This window comes from Aeromonas rivuli, from assembly GCF_020149575.1.
In the GTDB taxonomy this organism is placed as follows: domain Bacteria; phylum Pseudomonadota; class Gammaproteobacteria; order Enterobacterales; family Aeromonadaceae; genus Aeromonas; species Aeromonas rivuli.
The window spans coordinates 1,087,161-1,105,348 of the sequence record NZ_CP079742.1; the positions used below are offsets into that span (position 1 = coordinate 1,087,161).

General features: G+C 60.7%; 16 protein-coding genes. 7 read left to right on the forward strand and 9 right to left on the reverse strand.

Annotation, left to right across the window (positions count from 1 at the left end):
* Positions 1-34: 34 nt before the first annotated feature.
* Together KYK33_RS05260 and KYK33_RS05265 are read right to left on the reverse strand one after the other, a co-directional pair.
* Entirely contained in the window at positions 35-250 is a 216-nt protein-coding gene (locus tag KYK33_RS05260) for a SlyX family protein (RefSeq protein WP_224432270.1), read from the reverse strand.
* A 13-nt stretch (positions 251-263) separates the two neighbouring features.
* Positions 264-1,232, reverse strand: coding sequence for a WD40 repeat domain-containing protein (locus tag KYK33_RS05265; RefSeq protein WP_224432271.1), 969 nt, complete (start codon positions 1,230-1,232; stop codon positions 264-266).
* Positions 1,233-1,351: 119 nt separating this feature from the next.
* Here KYK33_RS05265 and fkpA point away from each other — a divergent pair, with 119 nt between their 5' ends.
* Together fkpA and KYK33_RS05275 are read left to right on the forward strand one after the other, a co-directional pair.
* Positions 1,352-2,176: an FKBP-type peptidyl-prolyl cis-trans isomerase gene (gene fkpA, locus KYK33_RS05270; protein ID WP_224432272.1), complete on the forward strand. Its 825-nt coding sequence runs from the start codon at positions 1,352-1,354 to the stop codon at positions 2,174-2,176.
* A gap of 151 nt (positions 2,177-2,327) precedes the next feature.
* Positions 2,328-3,728 (forward strand): sigma-54-dependent transcriptional regulator, encoded by a 1,401-nt coding sequence (locus KYK33_RS05275; protein WP_224432273.1) that lies wholly within the window; start codon positions 2,328-2,330, stop codon positions 3,726-3,728.
* Between the two features lie 29 nt (positions 3,729-3,757).
* On the opposite strand, the gene KYK33_RS05280 is transcribed toward KYK33_RS05275, so the two are convergent.
* The 3 genes from KYK33_RS05280 to KYK33_RS05290 form a co-directional block, all read right to left on the reverse strand.
* Positions 3,758-4,621 carry a tetratricopeptide repeat protein gene (locus KYK33_RS05280; RefSeq protein ID WP_224432274.1) on the reverse strand — a complete coding sequence of 288 codons (864 nt, stop codon included), beginning with the start codon at positions 4,619-4,621 and terminating at the stop codon, positions 3,758-3,760.
* Positions 4,622-4,768: 147 nt separating this feature from the next.
* On the reverse strand, positions 4,769-5,104 hold the full coding sequence (locus KYK33_RS05285; protein WP_042040220.1) for a hypothetical protein: 336 nt from the start codon (positions 5,102-5,104) through the stop codon (positions 4,769-4,771).
* A 159-nt stretch (positions 5,105-5,263) separates the two neighbouring features.
* Positions 5,264-5,605, reverse strand: coding sequence for a DUF2956 domain-containing protein (locus KYK33_RS05290; RefSeq protein ID WP_042040221.1), 342 nt, complete (start codon positions 5,603-5,605; stop codon positions 5,264-5,266).
* 267 nt (positions 5,606-5,872) lie between these two features.
* Between KYK33_RS05290 and ushA the strand changes: the two genes are divergently transcribed.
* Complete coding sequence (gene ushA, locus KYK33_RS05295; RefSeq protein WP_224432275.1) at positions 5,873-7,540, forward strand: bifunctional UDP-sugar hydrolase/5'-nucleotidase UshA; 1,668 nt, start codon at positions 5,873-5,875, stop codon at positions 7,538-7,540.
* Between the two features lie 76 nt (positions 7,541-7,616).
* On the opposite strand, the gene gltS is transcribed toward ushA, so the two are convergent.
* Entirely contained in the window at positions 7,617-8,819 is a 1,203-nt protein-coding gene (gene gltS, locus KYK33_RS05300) for a sodium/glutamate symporter (protein ID WP_224432276.1), read from the reverse strand.
* A gap of 412 nt (positions 8,820-9,231) precedes the next feature.
* Here gltS and ansA point away from each other — a divergent pair, with 412 nt between their 5' ends.
* Positions 9,232-10,239, forward strand: coding sequence for an asparaginase (ansA, locus tag KYK33_RS05305; protein WP_042040225.1), 1,008 nt, complete (start codon positions 9,232-9,234; stop codon positions 10,237-10,239).
* A 255-nt stretch (positions 10,240-10,494) separates the two neighbouring features.
* Here the strand turns inward: ansA and KYK33_RS05310 are convergent, their stop codons facing one another.
* Both KYK33_RS05310 and KYK33_RS05315 read right to left on the reverse strand, forming a co-directional pair.
* Positions 10,495-10,773 carry a YeaC family protein gene (locus tag KYK33_RS05310; RefSeq protein WP_224432277.1) on the reverse strand — a complete coding sequence of 93 codons (279 nt, stop codon included), beginning with the start codon at positions 10,771-10,773 and terminating at the stop codon, positions 10,495-10,497.
* A gap of 39 nt (positions 10,774-10,812) precedes the next feature.
* Entirely contained in the window at positions 10,813-12,246 is a 1,434-nt protein-coding gene (locus KYK33_RS05315) for a glyceraldehyde-3-phosphate dehydrogenase (protein WP_224432278.1), read from the reverse strand.
* Between the two features lie 215 nt (positions 12,247-12,461).
* On the opposite strand from KYK33_RS05315, the gene KYK33_RS05320 reads away from it, so the two are divergent.
* Positions 12,462-13,262: a DUF2989 domain-containing protein gene (locus KYK33_RS05320; RefSeq protein WP_224432279.1), complete on the forward strand. Its 801-nt coding sequence runs from the start codon at positions 12,462-12,464 to the stop codon at positions 13,260-13,262.
* Positions 13,263-13,297: 35 nt separating this feature from the next.
* Complete coding sequence (locus tag KYK33_RS05325; protein ID WP_396021393.1) at positions 13,298-13,837, forward strand: NUDIX hydrolase; 540 nt, start codon at positions 13,298-13,300, stop codon at positions 13,835-13,837.
* A 99-nt stretch (positions 13,838-13,936) separates the two neighbouring features.
* Here KYK33_RS05325 and sppA read toward each other — a convergent pair whose 3' ends face one another.
* On the reverse strand, positions 13,937-15,775 hold the full coding sequence (gene sppA, locus KYK33_RS05330) for a signal peptide peptidase SppA (RefSeq protein WP_224432280.1): 1,839 nt from the start codon (positions 15,773-15,775) through the stop codon (positions 13,937-13,939).
* A gap of 305 nt (positions 15,776-16,080) precedes the next feature.
* On the opposite strand from sppA, the gene KYK33_RS05335 reads away from it, so the two are divergent.
* Positions 16,081-18,108, forward strand: coding sequence for an NADPH-dependent 2,4-dienoyl-CoA reductase (locus KYK33_RS05335; protein WP_224432951.1), 2,028 nt, complete (start codon positions 16,081-16,083; stop codon positions 18,106-18,108).
* Positions 18,109-18,188 lie beyond the last annotated feature (80 nt).

Consider the following 18,188-nt stretch of genomic DNA (forward strand, 5'->3'; position numbering starts at 1 on the left):
GTTTTTTTATGGGCGATCCATTGTCTGCGGCGACTCAGTAATGGGGAGGGGGGATCTCTTCGGCCATGCTGGCGATCTGGCTCGGCTCCACCCCTTGCAGCTTGTCGATCAACAACTGGATCTGATGCTTGAGCCTGTCGAGTTCGCGGCCCTGGGTCGTCACTTCGTCATTGAGCTGCTCTATGGTGTACTCGGCATAGGCGAGACGGGTTTCCAGGAGTTCGATGCGTTCGCGTTCTTGCTGGCTCATGGGCCTTGGGTCCTCACTTGATGGTCCAGATTTCTGCCAGGCCGCTGGAGCTGGCACTGACGAGGTGGTCATTGTCGCGCAAAGCGGCGGCGTACACCACTGCGCTCGGTGGTTTGACCCCGGGACGAGGGGCCACCGCCCAGTTTGCCAGCGCCTTGCCATCCTTTACCTGCCACAGGGTCAGCTTGCGCGACGGGGCCCCGGTGACCAGCCATTGCCCCTGATTGACGAAGCGGGCGCTGGTGTAAACCTCGAAACGGGCCTGTTTGTCGAGCCGGCTCAACTCCTTGCCGCTGACCAGATCCCAGATGCGACCGCTGCGACTGTCGGCGGTGAAGGCATAGCGACCGGACTCGTCGAGCCGTACCATCACCACTCGTCCCTCATGGTTGAAGCGATGCAGCACTTGGCCGCTTTGGGTATCCCACAGGTAGGCGCTGTAGTCATTGCCACCGGTCAGGGCGTAGCGGCCATTGGGGGAGAGGTCCACGCTGTTGACCTGCTCGGTATGACCAAGAAACTGCAAACGACGGCCGGTGCGGGTATCAATCCATTCCGCTTTGCCATCTTCGCGCCCGACCAGCACATCATGACCATCGCTCGAGATGGCGATGTCGCGCAGCCTGGATTCGGGCAGGGAGTAGTAGCCTTCTGCCTGACCATTATCCAGTCGCCAGATGGCAAAGGTGTCCAGGCTCGCTATCACGGCATGGCTGTCGCCCGGCCCGAAACGCGTGATAAACACCTGCTCCTTGGGGCTGTCAGACAGGTGCCAGCGCCATAACTGCTTGTCGTGCTCCAGATCCCAGGCGAGGGTGCCCTGTTCGATGCTGGTGACCAGGGCCAGCTTGCCATCTGCACTCAAATCCGCGCTCACGGCGCCGACACTGGAGAGGGGGATCTGGCGGTCGGAGGGAGGCTCCGAATGACAGCCGGTCAGTATCAGACAAATACCGATAAGATAAATGGCACTTTTTATCATTTTTCCTGTCTCATGCTTTCGTTACCTGCGATCACGGCGTTAGTATAAGGCGCTTATCACGATAAACCTCTCATTTCACGAAGGAACCGAGAGCGGTATTTAGAGTTTTGGAGAAACTGATGAACAATTTTCTGAAGGTGTCCCTGTTGGCCGCGGCCGTTGCCGTAGGTCTGACTGCTTGCCAAAAAGATGAAGCCCCTGCCGCCAAGAATGCAGAGGTGAAGGCAGAAGCCAGCAAGCCGGCAGAGGCCCCTAAGGCTGATGCCAAGAGCTTCGAAGAACAGTCTGGTTATGCTATTGGCCTCTCCATGGGTCGTTATATCGCCAATACCCTCGAGCGCCAGCAAGAACTCGGTATCAAGCTGGATAACGCCGTCATTCTCAAAGGGGTAACCGACGGCCTGGAGAAGAAGGCAGACATGAAGGATGAAGAGATCCAGAAAGTGCTGCAGGCCTATGACGCCAAGATCAACGAACTGACCAAGTCCAAGGCTGACAAGGATGCACAGGACAACCTGAAGAAGGGTGAAGAGTTCCTGGCCGGCAACCTGAAGAAAGAGGGCATCAAGAGCACCGAATCCGGCCTGCAGTATCAGGTCGAGAAGATGGGTGACGGCGCCAAACCCAAAGCCACCGACGTGGTCAAGGTTCACTATACCGGTACCCTGATTGACGGCACCAAGTTCGACAGCTCCGTCGATCGCGGTGAGCCGGCGACCTTCCCGCTCAACCAGGTTATCCCGGGTTGGACCGAAGGCGTACAGCTGATGCCAGTTGGCTCCAAGTTCAAATTCTTCCTGCCCTCCAAGCTGGGCTATGGTGAGCACGGCGCAGGCTCCATCCCGGCGAACGCCGTACTGGAGTTTGACGTTGAGCTGCTCGCCATCGAGAAGCCGGCTGCCGAAGGCGATGCCGCCAAAGCGGACGCCGCTGCCAAGCAGTAAGGCGACTCTGTGATGAAAAACGGCTCCCTCGGGAGCCGTTTTTATTGGTGCCAGCCCCGTTTAGGGGGAAGATAGCAACCATCGCAGGCTTGAGTCCGTGGCGATAGCCCATCAAAATAGACAAGCAAATCAATTGCAAGGATGAGTCGCCGTGGCGGAAAACAAACCCCGAGTGCTGTTGGTGGAAGATACCCGCAGTCTGGCTGTGGTCTACGAGCAGTACTTGCGTCAGGAGGGCTATGAGGTCACCTTGGCCGACTGTGGCCAGCGGGCCATCGAGCTGTTGCTGACTCGGCCGCCGACGGTGGTGCTGCTCGATCTTGAACTGCCGGACATGTCGGGGATGGACATATTGCAGCAGATCACCGAGCAGCAGTTACCGAGTGCCGTGGTGGTGATCACCGCTCACGGATCGGTGGATGTGGCGGTGGAGGCGATGCGTCTGGGGGCCTTTGACTTCCTGACCAAGCCGTTTGATGGCAAGCGGTTGTGCGCCACTGTGCGCAATGCGGTCAATCATCAGCAGCTCAGCTCTCTGGTGGCCCAATACCGGGAGAACTTCGAGCGCAGCTCCTTCGCCGGCTTCATCGGCTCGTCCATGCCGATGCAGGCTGTCTATCGCATCATAGAGAGCGCGGCGCCGAGCAAGGCGACGGTCTTTATCATGGGGGAGAGCGGCACCGGCAAGGAGGTGTGCGCCGAGGCCATTCATCAATGCAGCCCCCGTCGGGATCAGCCCTTCATCGCACTCAACTGCGCCGCCATTCCCCATGATCTGATGGAGAGCGAGATCTTCGGCCACGTGAAGGGATCCTTTACCGGCGCTCAGGGGGATCGCAAGGGGGCGGCCAGCCTGGCCAATGGCGGCACCCTGTTTCTGGATGAGATCTGCGAGATGGATCTCGACTTGCAAAGCAAACTGCTGCGTTTCATTCAGACCGGCACCTTGCAGCGGGTCGGCAGCGGCAAGCTGGAGACGGTGGACGTGCGCTTCGTCTGCGCCACCAACCGGGATCCGCTGACCGAGGTGAAGGCGGGACGTTTTCGGGAGGATCTCTACTACCGCCTGCACGTGATCCCGCTCACCCTGCCCCCCCTGCGCGAGCGCGGCGAAGACATTTTGCTGCTGGCCCGCAATCTGCTGCAGAGCTATGCCAGGGAGGAGAATAAACGTTTCAAGGATTTCGATGCCGGCGCCGTGCGGGTGCTGCTCGATTACCCCTGGCCCGGCAACGTGCGCGAGTTGCAAAACGTGGTGCGCAACATAGTGGTGCTCAACGATTGCGACATCGTGAGCCCGGCCATACTGCCGCCACCGTTGCAAGGGGGCATGGGGGTCGCGCCACCTCCCTTGAGTCAGGGGCAGGCTCAGGTCGGCAGTCGCGATCAGGCAGGGCCGATCCGGCCGCTCTGGCAGGTGGAGAAGGAGACCATCGAGAGGGCCATTGCCAGCTGTGATGGCAACATCCCCAAGGCGGCGGCCCTGCTCGAGATCAGCCCCTCCACCATCTACCGCAAGAAACAGAGCTGGGAAGAGGCTGATCTGGCCTGAGTGGTGGGCGGCGCTTGGGTCGCCCCGGTCTAGAGCTTGGCCAGCTGCTTGAGCCTGGCCAGTCGCTCTGCCGCGTTGGCCTTGAGCCAGGGATCCTGTGACAGCAGAAACCAGGCGCGGGCGAAGTATTCGGCCGCGGCCGGGTCAGACAGCGCCAGTGAATTTTCCCCCAGCTCCTCGAACAGATAGCCATCCTCCGGCTCGCCAGTCTCCACCATCTGTGCCTGCAACTGCGTCAGTTCGGCCAGCGCCTGTTCGTGCAAGCCTTGCGCCCGGGTTAGCCGCGCCAGACTCCAGCGGGCGATAAAGGCCTTGGCCGGGTTGTGGTGCTGCGCGTGCCAGGCCAGGCATTTTTGCTGATACTGGCGGGCCTCTTCCAGGCGGCCCAGTTCGAACAGCGTCCAGCCCTGGTTGTTGTAGAGGCTGGGGAGCCAGCCGCGGACCTTCTCGTCACTGCTGCGCTCCGCCAGTGCCATCGCCAGCTGGTGCCAGCGCCTCTGCTCCTCCAGCGGTGCGGCGATGGCGACCATGTGGGCGGCATCGATGGCGAGGTAATCCTCTTTCAGGGCGAGAGCCAACTGCCAGGCCTGTTCGAACAGGGGGCGGGCGGCCTCCTTGTCGGCTGCGCTGTTGAAACAGCGTCCCCGCTCGAGCAGCCACCTGAGCCTGGCCCGTTCCGTGTGGGCGGTGAGGCGGGGCGTCATGGCATCGAGCAGCTGATGAGCCTCATCGAACTGGTGGCGCAGGGAGTGGGTACGTGCCAGCTGGGTAATGAGCTCGAGTTCGAGGGGGAGATCGCCGCTGGCAACCGCCTCGGCGAGTTGAGTTTGAAAGCGCATGGCGCTGGTGACGGGATCCTGATAATCCCAGAGGGTCATGAAGTCGATCTGCATCTGGCCTCCGTGCCATTCGTCCTGATGACACCATGCCTCTTGACCACTCTTCATACAAGAGGGCCCCGTCACAGCCTGATCACGTGGAGACAGACTGGCGGGGCCCCAGCAGCAGGGCCTGTCGCCCCGTCATTTTTACCGGCTAGATCAGTAGACCATGGCCAGGCTCATCATCATCAACCCCAGGGCCGCGAAGGCCCCCTCCTTGATGGCCAGACGTGGCACCAGCGCCTTGGGCAGAGCAGGGAACAGGCACAGGGCAAAGCCCAGCCCTGGCATCAGCCAGTGAAAACCCGGGCTGCGCAGACTGGGGTCGGCGGCGCCGTTGATAACGATAAGCAGGATAAACAGGGTGAAGGCGGGCAGGATGAACCAGCGGGCGCTGCCCGATGCCACGGCGCGCAGGGGCGAGATGCGATAGAGCACCAGGGTGACGATAAAGAGCACCAAGGGCGCGAGCAGGTAGAGAGGAGCCGGATTCATGATGCTGTCCTGTGAGTAACGAATGGGGTGACGCAGAATGTGACAAGGGCTGGGTGGCGGATTTAACCAGTGTGCCGGGCCCTTGACCAGCCGAATGGACCCGTCCTGTGAGGAAGATCCCAGGCAAAGGTTTGCGAATGGCGTGCCGCTCAGGTGCGATCAGTGGCGGTTCAACCAGTACCAGGCGGCAAAGCCTGCCCAGCTCAGCGCCAGCAGCAGCCAGGGCAGGGGGTGTTGACGGCTCACCTCGACCAGCTCGATGGCGGACTCCTCTTCTGGCGTGTGGGACGCTGGCGCCTTGCTGCGGCTCTGCTGTTTCTTCTGACGGCTGGCCTCACGGGCGCGGGTCTTCATCTGCTTCTTGTACTCTTCGATGCCCTTTTGAATACCCTGGGCGATCAGCTGAGTCTGCTCCTTGGTCTGGCCAGGTTTTTGATTGGCGCGAGCCACACTCAAGGCCGCCTGCTGGGTCTCAGGGGAAATTTTGTCGTACTTGGCCATCTAGCTGCTCCATGTGGGCGAGGGCGCATTATGGCATAGCCATGGCGCTGACGGCAGCGGTGTTGGGTCTCTCCAGAGCTGGGCGATGGCCTTCATCTGCAGAAAAACGTTTGCCAACCTTGTTGAGCTAATTGGAAATAAGCCGAGATCACACTTATGTCATTTTTCCCGGGCAGGATGCCGATTGGATATCAATCGTTGATATATTGCCCCTGACCAAAGTCGGAATGGTCAGACTAAATACTAACAAAATCAAGGTGTGAAGGAATGAAACATAATTTGATCAAGGGGACCCTGGCACTGGCCGTGCTGGCGGCTCTGGCTGGCTGCAACAGTTCGAAAAATGAGAGCAAGGCCTGCGTTGAGGATGTGTGCAAGCTGACCGTGCTGCACACCAACGATACCCATGGCCGCTTCTGGCACAATGAAGATGGCGAATATGGCATGGCGGCCCAGAAGACCCTGGTCGATCGGCTGAGAGCCGAGGCCAAGGCCGCCAACAGCGAGGTGCTGGTGCTCTCCGGGGGAGACGTCAACACCGGGGTGCCCGAGTCAGACCTGCAAAATGCCGAACCCGATTTCATCGCCATGAACCACATCGGCTATGACGCCATGGCGGTCGGCAACCACGAGTTCGACAATCCGCTGGATATTCTCGAGCTGCAGCGCCAATGGGCCAAGTTCCCCATGGTGTCGGCCAACATCTATGACAAGAAGAGCGGCAAGCGCTACTTCGACCCCTACAAGATCTTCAAGTTGAACAACGGTCTGCGGATCGCCGTTATCGGCCTGACCACGGAAGATACCGCCCAGCTGGTCGACCCCAATCATGTACTCAACCTGGAGTTCCGCGACCCCAAGGTGGAAGTTGAGCAGGTGATCGATGGCATCAAGAAAGACAATGCGGCCGATGTCATCTTCGCCATCACCCACATGGGTCACTATGCCGATGGCGAACACGGCAGCAATGCGCCCGGTGATGTCGAGATGGCCCGTCAGCTGCCCGCTGGCAAGCTCGATGCCATCATTGGCGGCCACTCCCAGAATCCGGTCTGCATGGAGCCGGGGGTTGCGAACCAGTACGCCGACTTCAAACCTGGCGATGATTGCCAGCCGGATCAGCAAAATGGCACCTGGATCATGCAGGCCCACGAATGGGGCAAGTATGTGGGGCGCGCCCAGTTCGATTACCAGGATGGCAACTTCACCCTCACCAGCTATGAGCTGATCCCGGTCAACCTCAAGGATGAGAACGGCGCCTTCATCCAGGAGGAGATAGTGCGGGATCCGGCCCTGGAAGGGGTGTTGCAGGTCTATCAGGACAAGGGCTCCGAGGAGCTGGGTGTGGTCATTGCCGCGACCGATGGCCTGCTCGATGGCGAGCGCGCCAATGTGCGCAACAGGCAGACCAACCTGGGCCGACTCATCACCACGGCGACGGCAGAGACCCTGCGCACCGATTTTGGCATCGTCAACTCGGGCGGGGTGCGTGCCTCCATTCAGGCGGGGGATATCTCCTATCGCGACGTGCTGACCGTGCATCCGTTTGGCAACACGGTCAACAAGGCGATGATGCCGGGCAGCGAGCTGGTGACTTATCTGGGTCAGGTGGCCACCAAAACCGGCAACACCGGCGGTTATGCCCAGTTTGGCGGCATAGAGATGGCGGTGGATTGCCAGGCCAAGTCGGTCAGCATCACCAGCATAGGCGGCAAGCCGTTTGATGCGGGCACTCAGTACAGCTTCACCATCCCCAGCTTCAGCGCGGCCGGCGGCGATGGCTATCCCAAGATAGACACCGTCAATGCCGGTCTGGTCGATGCCGCGGTGCTCAAGGATTATCTGGCCGCCAAACAGGTGATCCATGTCGCCGACTACGCCCCCAAGGGTGAGGTGAGCTACCTCAACTCGGCCTCCAGCGAGTCGTGCAAATAAGCAGGCACCCAGTGCCGGACAACAAAAAACCGCAAGCCCCTGGCTTGCGGTTTTTTTATTGGGCGCGACCTATGGCTCAGGAGAGGAAGGGCAGCGCCATAAACAGCTTGATCACCATGGCGTTGATGATGTCGATGAAGAAGGCACCGACCATGGGCACCACCAGGAAGGCCAGGTGTGAGGGACCAAAGCGCATGGTGACCGCCTGCATGTTGGCAATGGCCGTCGGGGTGGCGCCGAGGCCGAAACCACAGTGGCCGGCGGCCAGCACGACGGCATCATAGTTACTGCCCATGACCCGGAAGGTGACGAAGATGGCGTAGAGCGCCATGGCCAGGGTCTGGGCCATCAGCAACACGAAGATGGGCAGCGCCAGACTCGCCAGATCCCACAATTTCAGGCTCATCAAAGCCATGGCGAGGAAGAGCGACAGGCTGACGTTGCCGAGCAGGGAGACCTCTCTGTCGCTCACCTCATGCCAGTTGAGCAGGGTCAGCAGGTTGCGCAGCAAGACGCCGACGAACAAGACACAGACGAAGATTGGCAGTTCGAAGGCGGTGCCGAGCATCGCCTGGGAGAGCAGTTCGCCCCCCTTGAGGCTGATGGCGATGAGTGCCAGGGTCTCGATGACGCTGAAGGTGGTGATGTGCCGTTCCGTTTCGGGCATCTCGAAGCCTTGGGGCACTTCGTCCAGGTTATGTTCCTCGCCCGGGACTTGCACCTTCTTGACCAGATAACGGGCCACCGGGCCGCCAATCAGACCACCCAGTACCAGACCGAAGGTGGCACAGGCAATGGCCAGCTCCGCTGCCGACTTGACGCCGTATTTGTCGGCAAAGGTCGCGCTCCAGGCCGCCCCGGTGCCATGGCCGCCGGACAAGGTGATGGAGCCGGCCAGCAGCCCCATATGGGGATCCAGCCCCATCAGGCTGGCCAGGGCGACCCCCAGGCCGTTTTGCATCAAGAGCAGGCCGGTCACTACACCGAGAAAGGTGAACACGGCGCGCCCGCCGCGCTTGAGGCTGGCGAGATCGGCGGAGAGGCCGATGGAGGCGAAGAAGGCCAGCATCAAGGGCGTTTGCAGGCTGGTGTCGAACTTGATTTCGATCCCGGCAGTCAGGCGCAGGGTCAGCAGTACCAGGGCAACCAGCAGGCCGCCAGCGACCGGCTTGGGGATGTTGAAGGTGCGCAGCCGCTCGACCCGGTTGACCAGCAGGCGGCCGAGCAGGAGGACCAGGGTGGCGGCAACTAATGTGGCATAAGCATCGAGTTGTAACATTGAGTACTCCCATGGTGATTGGCTGTGTCCTCGCTTGCGAAGACGCACAGATTCAGCCGGGATTGAAACAGTGTGGCTCAAGAGTATGGATAAGAACCATACGGATATGAGGCCATCAAAATGAGGGGCAAACTTGCCCGGCCTGGCAGTGATATACCTGGCCTGTCGGGCCCTGCAGGGTAGGAGCCGCGGATGTAGACTTTGCTATAACGGCGGCGATATTAGCAAAAAGCACTGATAACATCCAAATTTCTTAGAAACTAAACCTGTTAATTACCTTTTGTTGACATTTTTATCTAATTTGTGAATGAGTGATTTCGGTGACTTGGCCTTGATTTCCAACGGTTCGGGCTGTCATTGTCGTCGGTAAACTCTATAATTCGCCGGTTTCCAGCCCAGATGAGGAGAGGGTGTGAAGAAGTCCATCTATATAGCCTATACAGGCGGCACCATAGGCATGCAGCGCTCCGACCACGGTTATGTGCCGATGGCGGGCTTCATGGAAGATTGTCTGGCGCGGATGCCCGAGTTCCACAGACCCGAGATGCCGGATTACCATATCCACGAGTACGCCCCCCTCATCGACTCCTCCGACATGACCCCGGCGGATTGGCAACGGATCGCCGAAGACATTCGTGACAACTACGACAAGTACGATGGTTTCGTGATCCTGCACGGCACCGACACCATGTCGTTCACCGCCTCGGCCCTCTCCTTCATGCTGGAAGAGTTGCACAAGCCGGTGATCATCACAGGTTCCCAGATCCCCCTCGCCGAGCTGCGCTCCGACGGTCAGCAGAACTTGCTCAATGCGCTCTATATTGCCGCCAACTACCCGATCCACGAGGTGACGCTGTTTTTCAACAATCAGCTCTACCGTGGCAACCGCAGCAAGAAGGTCCATGCGGATGGCTTCCACGCCTTCGACTCCCCCAACTACCCGCCGCTGCTCAACGCCGGTATCGCCATCTCCCTGGACGCGGGTGAGCTCGGCAAGCCTTGTCAGGCGCCCCTGGTGCTCCATGACATCACCCCCCAGCCCATCGGCGTGGTGACCCTGTATCCGGGGATCTCGAGCGAGGTGATCGCCAATATCTTGCAGCAACCGGTCCGGGCGCTGATCCTGCTGTCGTTCGGGGTGGGCAATGCCCCCCAGAACCCCGCCATGCTGGCCCTGCTCTCCGAGGCCTCGGCCCGGGGCGTCATCATTGTCAATCTGAGCCAGTGCCTGCACGGCAAGGTCAACATGGGCGGCTATGCCACCGGCAATGCCCTGTCCCGCGCCGGGGTGATCTCGGGCTTTGACATGACCGCCGAGGCGGCGCTCACCAAGCTGCACTTCCTGCTCAGCCAGGATTTGCCGGCGCCGCGCATTCGCGAGCTGATGCAACAATCCCTGCGCGGCGAGCTGACGCCCTGAGAAACTGTCCACGCTCTTACTGCGAAGCCGTGATCAAGGCTCATGTGCTGCTCGCGTGTTTGTGAACCAGAGGCTCACGTATATCTATACGCTCCGGTTCCTGCGCTGCTCTTCACCTTGCTGACGCCTTCTCGCGACAGGTCGTGAACAGCTTCTGGCCTCCTCACCATGAGGGGGAGAGGAAAAGAGAGGGGAGCCATATTGGCTCCCCTCTCTTTTATCTGCCGTGCCCGGTCGCGGCATGGGCGGTGCGCCTCAGTGACTGAGATCGACGCGGATGATCTCTTCCTCATCACGATACTGGCGCTTGAGTTCACTCTTGCTCTTCATCACGATTTCGCCATCGGCCCCGATATTCATGTGCTCGGGGTTGGTCAGGTGCATCGCCTGCCAGGCCATCACGGCCTGCAGCGAGGTGGCCTTCTGCTCCTCGGAGAGAGGCTGGCCGTCCGGCCACTTGCCGAGTTCAACCGCGGTCTTGAGCCGCTCGTATACTTCCTCGGGCATCTGCCCTATAACCTGTTGAAATGACATGCGTCTCTCCTTGAAAACCCGAAATCATGAATGCCTGGTTCAGGCGGGCAGATCCTGACGGATCACGCCAGCCATTTTCTCCATCACCCGCACCACCTGGCAGCTGTAACCGAACTCGTTGTCATACCAGACGTAGAGCACGCAGTGATCCTCCTCGGCGATGGTCGCCTGGGAGTCCACTATACCGGCAAAACGGGAACCCACCATGTCGGAGGAGACCAGCTCAGTGCTGGCACTGAAATCAATCTGGCGATGGAGGGAGGAACTCAAGGAGGCCTGCTGCAGATAAGCATTCAGGCTCTCCCGGTCTGTGCCCTGTTCCAGTGACAGATTGATGATGGCCAGGGATACGTTGGGGGTCGGTACCCGGATGGCGTTGCCGGTCAGCTTGCCCTTGAGCTCGGGCAGCGCCTTGGCGACCGCCTTGGCAGCACCCGTGCTGGTCATCACCATGTTGAGCACGGCACTGCGCCCGCGTCGCTCGCCACTGTGGTAGTTGTCAATCAGGTTCTGATCGTTGGTGTAGGAGTGCACCGTCTCCACATGGCCATGACGAATGCCGTATCTGTCCTGCATCACCTTGAGCACCGGGGTGATGGCATTGGTGGTGCAGGAGGCGGCGGAGATGATGTTATCTTGCGGCGTGATCACGTCGTGATTGACCCCGAACACCACGTTCTTCATCTCACCCTTGCCGGGGGCGGTCAGCAGCACCTTGGCGGCGCCGCGGGCCTTGAGGTGCTCGCTAAGGCCCAGCTCATCGCGCCAGACCCCGGTGTTATCGACGATGAGCGCACGGTCGATGCCGTAGGCGGTATAGTCGATGTCGCTGGGCTGCTTGGCATAGATCACCTGGATGAAGGTGCCGTTGGCGATGATGGCGCTGCGTTCCAGATCCACCTCGATGGAGCCGTTGAAGGAGCCATGCACCGAGTCGCGACGCAGCAGGCTGGCCCGCTTCTCCAGATCCCCCTCACGGCCACCGCGCACCACGATGGCGCGCAGACGCAGGGCATTGGCGGCGCCGGTGCGCTCGATCAGCAGTCGGGCGAGCAGACGGCCGATGCGGCCAAAGCCGTAGAGCACCACGTCGGTCGGTGCCGGCAGGGCGCCCTGGCCGAGGGCGGGTGCCAGCTTGGCGGCCAGGTAATCGACTATGCCGCTTTCATCGCTGTGATCGCGCCAGTAGCCGACCGCCAGCTTGCCCAAGTCTATCTCGGCGGCGCTGGGGGCCAGCTCGCACAAGGCCTTAAGAAGCGGGAAGCAGTGTTGTATGGCGAGGGGTTGGCCTTCGTGGCGGCGAACCACCCGGTGGGCTTTGAGGATGTCGATGGTGGAGGCGTTTTGCAGGGGGCGTCCGTAGACGGTGATCTCGATCCCTTGCTGGCGGTAGAGGCGACCTATCAAGGGTTGCATGGCTTCGGCGAGCTCCTGGCTCTCCTGCCACGCTTGCAAATGGTGCTCGTGGGTCATTAACCAGATCCTTTATTTCACGTAACCGTGTTTTTCACGTTGTTGAAGCAAAAAGAAATTCGTCGAGTGCAGCTCACTGTAGGGGCGTATAATTCGTTATATTATTCTGCAATCGCGGCCAGCTTTTGGCGCGCGCATTGTAATGGATATGTGAGTGGTTTGCTAGCCGATGGTGGCTAAAGCGGGCTGTCGATGTTATCAACCAGATATGAACCATGACCCATCTTCCACTACGTCGGGCTGCTTTCGGTCTCGCCATGGGGCTCAGCCTCGTGGCCTGCAATGATGATCGCCTCCAGAACATCTGTGCCAACCATGCTGAGCTCTGTCTGGATCTGGTCGATGATGGCTGGTGCCGCATTGAGCGCACCGATGTGATCCGGGCGCGCTTCTCCCTCAAGCAGGAGGCGAGTGATCGCCACAAGTACGAGCTGATGAGCAAGCTGGAAGGCTATCTGCGCTGCATCGAACGTTCGACCCACATCGAGTACAAGTACGCCAAGGAGCGCAAGAGCGACCGGGTCGAGGGCATGCTGGCCGCCGGCGCCGAGTTGGAGCGACTCGATGGCGAGACCCGCCAATCCCTGGATCCCTATCTGCTGATCTGGCACTGGACCAACAATACCAATGATCAGGCCCGTCAGCAGTTTCTGGCGCAGGCGGGGACACCATCTCTGGAAGAGCCCGCCTTGCAGCTGGCGCTGGGGGGGATCTATGCCAAGACGGATCCCGAGCGTGCCATCAAGGTGATGAAACACGGCCTCTCCCTCTATCGGGAGGGGGATGAGGTTGACAGCCGTCTGCTCACCTCGCTCAGCACGCTCCACATGGGTCAGAAGCACTACCCGGATGCGTATCTATGGGGCAAGGTCAGCGCGGCCTTTCTGGGGGGGAGCGAGGTCTCGGCCAAGCGCTTCAGTCTCTATCACAGTCTGAGCAAGGCGGAGCTGGCGATCCTGGATACCCAGGCTGCCGAGCTGGTGCAGCAGATCAAGGCGGGGAGTTACCGGCCGTGAGCGAGATCACAAATGAGGCCATGGAAGATGCAATCATGATAGGCTCATCCCCTTTCTCCCTGCGTCTGATGCACGGTGATTTCCCCAAGCTGGAACGGCTGCTCGAACGCGTGACGGTGCGCGCCGTGGTACTGCGCGGCGATGAGTTGTTGCTGGTGCATTCGAGCGTCAATGGCGACTTCATGTTCCCGGGCGGCGGGGTTGAGGCGGGGGAGAGCCATCAGGATGCCCTGGCCCGCGAGCTGCGCGAGGAGTGCGGTGCCGAGCTGCTGGCCAAGGGGGGCTTGCTCGGCGAGACCCGGGAGTATCGCAGCGCTCGCGAGCCTGACTATGATGCCTACTGCATCCGCTCCCTCTATTACCTGTGCCGGGTGGGCGAGCACAGGGTCCCGCCAAGGTTGCAGGCCTATGAAGAGCGTCTTGGCTTCAAGGCGGGCTGGCATGCACTGGAGGAGGCGCTGCACAACAACCAGTGGCTGCTCGGTGGCCACTGCCCGCAGTGGACCCATCGTGAGACCCGGGTGCTGGCCCAGCTGTACCGTTGGCACAAGGATGGCGTGCTGCTGCCCCTGTAGGCATGCACAGATTGCGGATCTTCCCTCCATCGCCCCGGTGAAAACCAATAAAAAACCGCCCCGAGAGGCGGTTTTTTTGATGGCGATTAGCCATGGCTATCAGCGGCAGACGGGACACCAGGCATAGGTGCCCTGAGGGTCGTTGAAGCGCACCAGGGGATCGAGCGCCCGGTTGAGGGCGGTGAGGCTCTGGCCGAGTGGCGCCGGGATCACCCCCTTGAGGGAGGGAGCCAGGGCCTGGGCGCTGCTGCCGAGCAGCTCACGCAGGAACTTATCCTTGGTGGACTCTTCAGGCTCGATGGGGGTCACCTGCCACTCCTTCAGGTTGGCCAGCTCGGCGGCGGCGGCAATGGCATCGCTCTGGTTGCCAAATTCATCCACCAGGCCCAGCGCCTTGGCATCCAGGCCCGTCCAGACACGGCCCTCCGCCGCTTTCTCCGCCTCTTCCTGGCTCAGGCCACGGCCCTTGCCGACCAGCCCCAGGAAGCGCTGATAGGTGTTCTCCACATTGAGCTGGATGGCCTGGCCCACGTGTTCCGGCAGGGCGCGGGTCACGCCCAGGCCGACGAAGTCGGTGGTGCCGACCCCATCACTGTGGATGCCGAACTGGGAGAGGGCTTGATCGACGGTGGCAAAGAGGCCAAAGACGCCGATTGAGCCGGTGAGGGTGGTGGGGGAGGCGAAGATCTTGTCCGCATCGGCGGAGATCCAGTAGCCCCCGGAGGCGGCATAGCTGCCCATGGAGACCACCACTGGCTTGCCCGCTTGCTTGAGGGACAACAGTTCGGCACGGATCTGCTCGGCGGCGAAGGCGCTGCCCCCCGGGCTGTCGACCCGCAATACCACGGCTTTGATCTGGTCATCCAGCCGGGCATCGGCCAGCAAGTTGGCCAGGCTGTCGCCGCCTATGGTGCCAGCGGGCTGGATGCCGTCCATGATGGCGCCACTGGCGACAATGAGACCCACCTCATCCTTGCCACTCTGGGGATACTGTTCGGGAATGGCGGCCAGATAATCCTCGAGGCCAATCCCTTTCCAGATGTGATCCTCGGTCTCGCCAACCTCCTTGATCACCGCCTGGTTCATCTCTTCCCGGGTCGCCAGCTCATCGACCAGACCATTGTCCAGGGCATAGCCTGCGGCATTGCCCCCCGCTTTTTTCAGACGCTCGAGGAACTGCTCCTTGCTGGGGGAGACGGCATCGGGCTCGACTTCCCGCTGCTCGGCCACGTCCTGGACATAGGCCTGCCACAGCTGATCCAGCCAGCGCTGGTTCGCCTCCTTGCTCTCCGGGGACATCTCATCCCGGGTATAGGGCTCGACGAAGGACTTGTAGGTGCCGACCTTGAACACATGGGGAGTGACATTGAGCTTCTCCAGCGCCGACTTGAAGTAGGTCTGGTAGACCCCCAGTCCTTCGAGCAGCACGGCGCCGCTCTGGTTGAGCAGCACATGGTCGGCGTGGGCCGCCAGCAGGTACTGGCCCTGGGTGTAGTAGTCGGCCATGGCGATGACCGGCTTACCGCTTTGTTTGAAATCATCGATGGCGGCGGCCACCTCCTGCAGCTTGGAGAGGTTGCCTTGCAGCCCCTGGGGCTTGAGCACCAGAGCCTGAATGCGGTCATCTTCCTTGGCGGAGCGGATGGCCCACAGCAGATCCGATAGCAGGAACTCATGGGGCAAGTCTTCGCTGCTGCCCATCTGTTGCAGCAGCTGCTCGGTTGGACTTGTCTGGGTGAGCTGTTCGACCAGGGTGCCGTCGAGATTCAGGGTCAAGGCCCCTTCGACCGGGGCCTGGGGCGTATCTTTCTGTCCCAGTACAAAGACCAGGACCAGGACGACAAACAGAAATAGCAGATTGACCAGCATCAGTCGGGTGAAGTTGATCAGGCGCCAGAGGCTGCGAAAAATCCAGCCCAGGCCTTTGAAAATAGACATAGTCGCGTTATCGCCCTGTTAATGGGTTAGTGAGGCCATTATTAACCAGTTGCACCGTCGATTGCCATGCTCCATCACTCGCGGATTTGGCGTTACGCCTGTTCGCTGAAAAAACACCCAAACATTTGTTTGAAAAAGCAATTTCGATTCTTTACTCTACTGCAACTTGATAACAAAAAATTAACCGGAGGCCTCGTGAGCCATAACCCTGGTCTGCTGATGTCATCTGGCCCCGGCGTTACCCCGTGGTCATACCGGGCATTGGGTACTATCCCATGCCACCTGGCCTCAAAGAGGAGAGCATGATGAGCCGTTACCCCAAGCTGCTGGCCCCCCTTGATCTTGGGTTTACCCAGCTCAAGAACCGGGTATTGATGGGCTCCATGCATACCGGTCTGGAGGAGGAGAAGGGGGGCTTTGACAAGCTGGCCGCCTTCTATGCCGAGCGGGCTCGTGGCGGTGTGGCCTTGATCGTCACCGGCGGCATAGCCCCCAACCTGCGTGGTCGCCTGGTACCTCATGGCTCCCAGCTCAGCTTCCCCTGGCAGGTCGGCAAGCATCGCAAGTTAACCGAGGCGGTGCATGGTGAGGGGGGCAAAATCGCGCTGCAGATCCTCCATGCCGGTCGTTATGCCTACCATCCGTTCAGCCTGGCGCCGAGCGCCCTCAAGGCGCCGATCTCCCCGTTCAAGCCCCGTGCCATGAGCGAACGGCAGATCCGTGGCACCATACGGGACTTCGCCTCGACCGCCGCCCTCGCCAAGGCGGCGGGCTATGACGGGGTCGAGGTAATGGGCTCGGAAGGTTATCTCATCAACCAGTTCATCTGTGAGCGTACCAACCAGCGCCGCGACGGCTGGGGCGGCAGCAGCGAAAACCGGATGCGCTTCCCGCTGGAAATAGTGCGGGCCATTCGCGAGCGGGTCGGCACCGATTTCATCATCATCTTCCGTCTCTCCATGCTGGATCTGGTAGAGAAGGGCTCCTCCCTGGAAGAGGTGATAGCACTCGGGAAAGCGCTGGAGCAGGCCGGGGTCAGCCTCATCAATACCGGCATCGGCTGGCATGAGGCGCGCATCCCCACCATCGCCACCAGCGTGCCGCGCGGTGCCTTCAGCTGGGTCACCGCCGAGCTGAAGAAGCACCTCAAGGTGCCCCTGATTGCCACCAACCGCATCAATACCCCGCAAGTGGCGGAGGACATATTGGCGGGCGGGGATGCGGACATGGTCTCCATGGCGCGCCCCTTCCTGGCCGATCCCGAGTTTGTCATCAAGGCGGCCGAAGACAGGGCGGACGAGATCAACACCTGCATCGCCTGCAACCAGGCCTGCCTCGATCACGTGTTCAAACAAAAACGTGCCTCCTGCCTGGTCAATCCCCGCGCCTGTTTCGAGACCGAGCTCACCTTTGGCCGGGTACCTCAAGCCAAACGGCTGGCGGTGGTGGGGGCCGGGCCGGCCGGGCTGGCGTTCGCCTGCTACGCCGCCGAGCGTGGCCATCAGGTGAGCCTGTTCGATCAGGGCAGCGAGATCGGCGGCCAGTTCAACTTTGCCAAGCAGATCCCGGGCAAGGAGGAGTTTCACGAGACCCTGCGTTACTTTGCCAGGCGGCTGGAAAAGTGTGGCGTCGAACTCTATCTCGGCCAGCGCCAGAGCGCCGAGAGCCTGCTTGGCGGTGGCTTTGACGAGGTGATCCTCGCCACCGGCATCCGGCCACGTACCCCCAATATTCCTGGTATCGAACATGCCAAGGTACTCAATTATCTCGACGTGTTGCGCGATGGCAAACCGGTGGGTGACAAGGTGGCGGTGATCGGGGCCGGCGGCATCGGCTTCGACGTGGCCGAGTTTCTGGTGGAGAAGAAGAAGGACGGGAGCGCTGATCATCATCGCGATCACTGGCTCAAGGAGTGGGGCATCGACAAGAACCTCAAGGAGCCTGGCGGCCTGATGAGAGCGGAAATTGACGCACCCGAGCGCGAGATCTGGCTGCTGCAACGCAAGGAGAGCAAGGTGGGTGATGGCCTGGGCAAGACCACCGGCTGGATCCACCGTACCGTGCTCAAGAATCGCAAGGTCAAGATGCTCGCAGGGGTGCACTACCAGCGCATCGATGATGAGGGGCTGCATGTGGTGATAGAGGGTAGAGAGCAGTGCCTGCCGGTAGACAATGTCATCATCTGTGCGGGGCAGGAGCCGCTGCGGGAGTTGCAAGCGGGGTTGCAGGCGGCGGGCAAGCCGGTACACATCATCGGCGGCGCCGATGTGGCCGCAGAGCTGGATGCCAAGCGCGCCATCCGTCAGGGAGCCGAACTGGCTGCCATCATCTGAAGCCACTCATCCGAATGACAAAGGGACGCAAGGTCCCTTTTTTTCATCCTCCCGCGCCCCTCGTCCTGTCGTATCCAAAT

What these genes read in the sequence shown, in the direction of transcription:
- KYK33_RS05260 (WP_224432270.1), bottom strand. Translation starts at nt 250, where the DNA reads ATGAGCCAGCAAGAACGCGAACGCATCGAACTCCTGGAAACCCGTCTC.
- KYK33_RS05265 (WP_224432271.1), bottom strand. Translation starts at nt 1,232, where the DNA reads ATGATAAAAAGTGCCATTTATCTTATCGGTATTTGTCTGATACTGACC.
- fkpA (WP_224432272.1), top strand. Translation starts at nt 1,352, where the DNA reads ATGAACAATTTTCTGAAGGTGTCCCTGTTGGCCGCGGCCGTTGCCGTA.
- KYK33_RS05280 (WP_224432274.1), bottom strand. Translation starts at nt 4,621, where the DNA reads ATGCAGATCGACTTCATGACCCTCTGGGATTATCAGGATCCCGTCACC.
- KYK33_RS05285 (WP_042040220.1), bottom strand. Translation starts at nt 5,104, where the DNA reads ATGAATCCGGCTCCTCTCTACCTGCTCGCGCCCTTGGTGCTCTTTATC.
- KYK33_RS05290 (WP_042040221.1), bottom strand. Translation starts at nt 5,605, where the DNA reads ATGGCCAAGTACGACAAAATTTCCCCTGAGACCCAGCAGGCGGCCTTG.
- ushA (WP_224432275.1), top strand. Translation starts at nt 5,873, where the DNA reads ATGAAACATAATTTGATCAAGGGGACCCTGGCACTGGCCGTGCTGGCG.
- gltS (WP_224432276.1), bottom strand. Translation starts at nt 8,819, where the DNA reads ATGTTACAACTCGATGCTTATGCCACATTAGTTGCCGCCACCCTGGTC.
- KYK33_RS05310 (WP_224432277.1), bottom strand. Translation starts at nt 10,773, where the DNA reads ATGTCATTTCAACAGGTTATAGGGCAGATGCCCGAGGAAGTATACGAG.
- KYK33_RS05315 (WP_224432278.1), bottom strand. Translation starts at nt 12,246, where the DNA reads ATGACCCACGAGCACCATTTGCAAGCGTGGCAGGAGAGCCAGGAGCTC.
- KYK33_RS05320 (WP_224432279.1), top strand. Translation starts at nt 12,462, where the DNA reads ATGACCCATCTTCCACTACGTCGGGCTGCTTTCGGTCTCGCCATGGGG.
- KYK33_RS05325 (WP_396021393.1), top strand. Translation starts at nt 13,298, where the DNA reads ATGATAGGCTCATCCCCTTTCTCCCTGCGTCTGATGCACGGTGATTTC.
- sppA (WP_224432280.1), bottom strand. Translation starts at nt 15,775, where the DNA reads ATGTCTATTTTCAAAGGCCTGGGCTGGATTTTTCGCAGCCTCTGGCGC.
- KYK33_RS05335 (WP_224432951.1), top strand. Translation starts at nt 16,081, where the DNA reads ATGAGCCGTTACCCCAAGCTGCTGGCCCCCCTTGATCTTGGGTTTACC.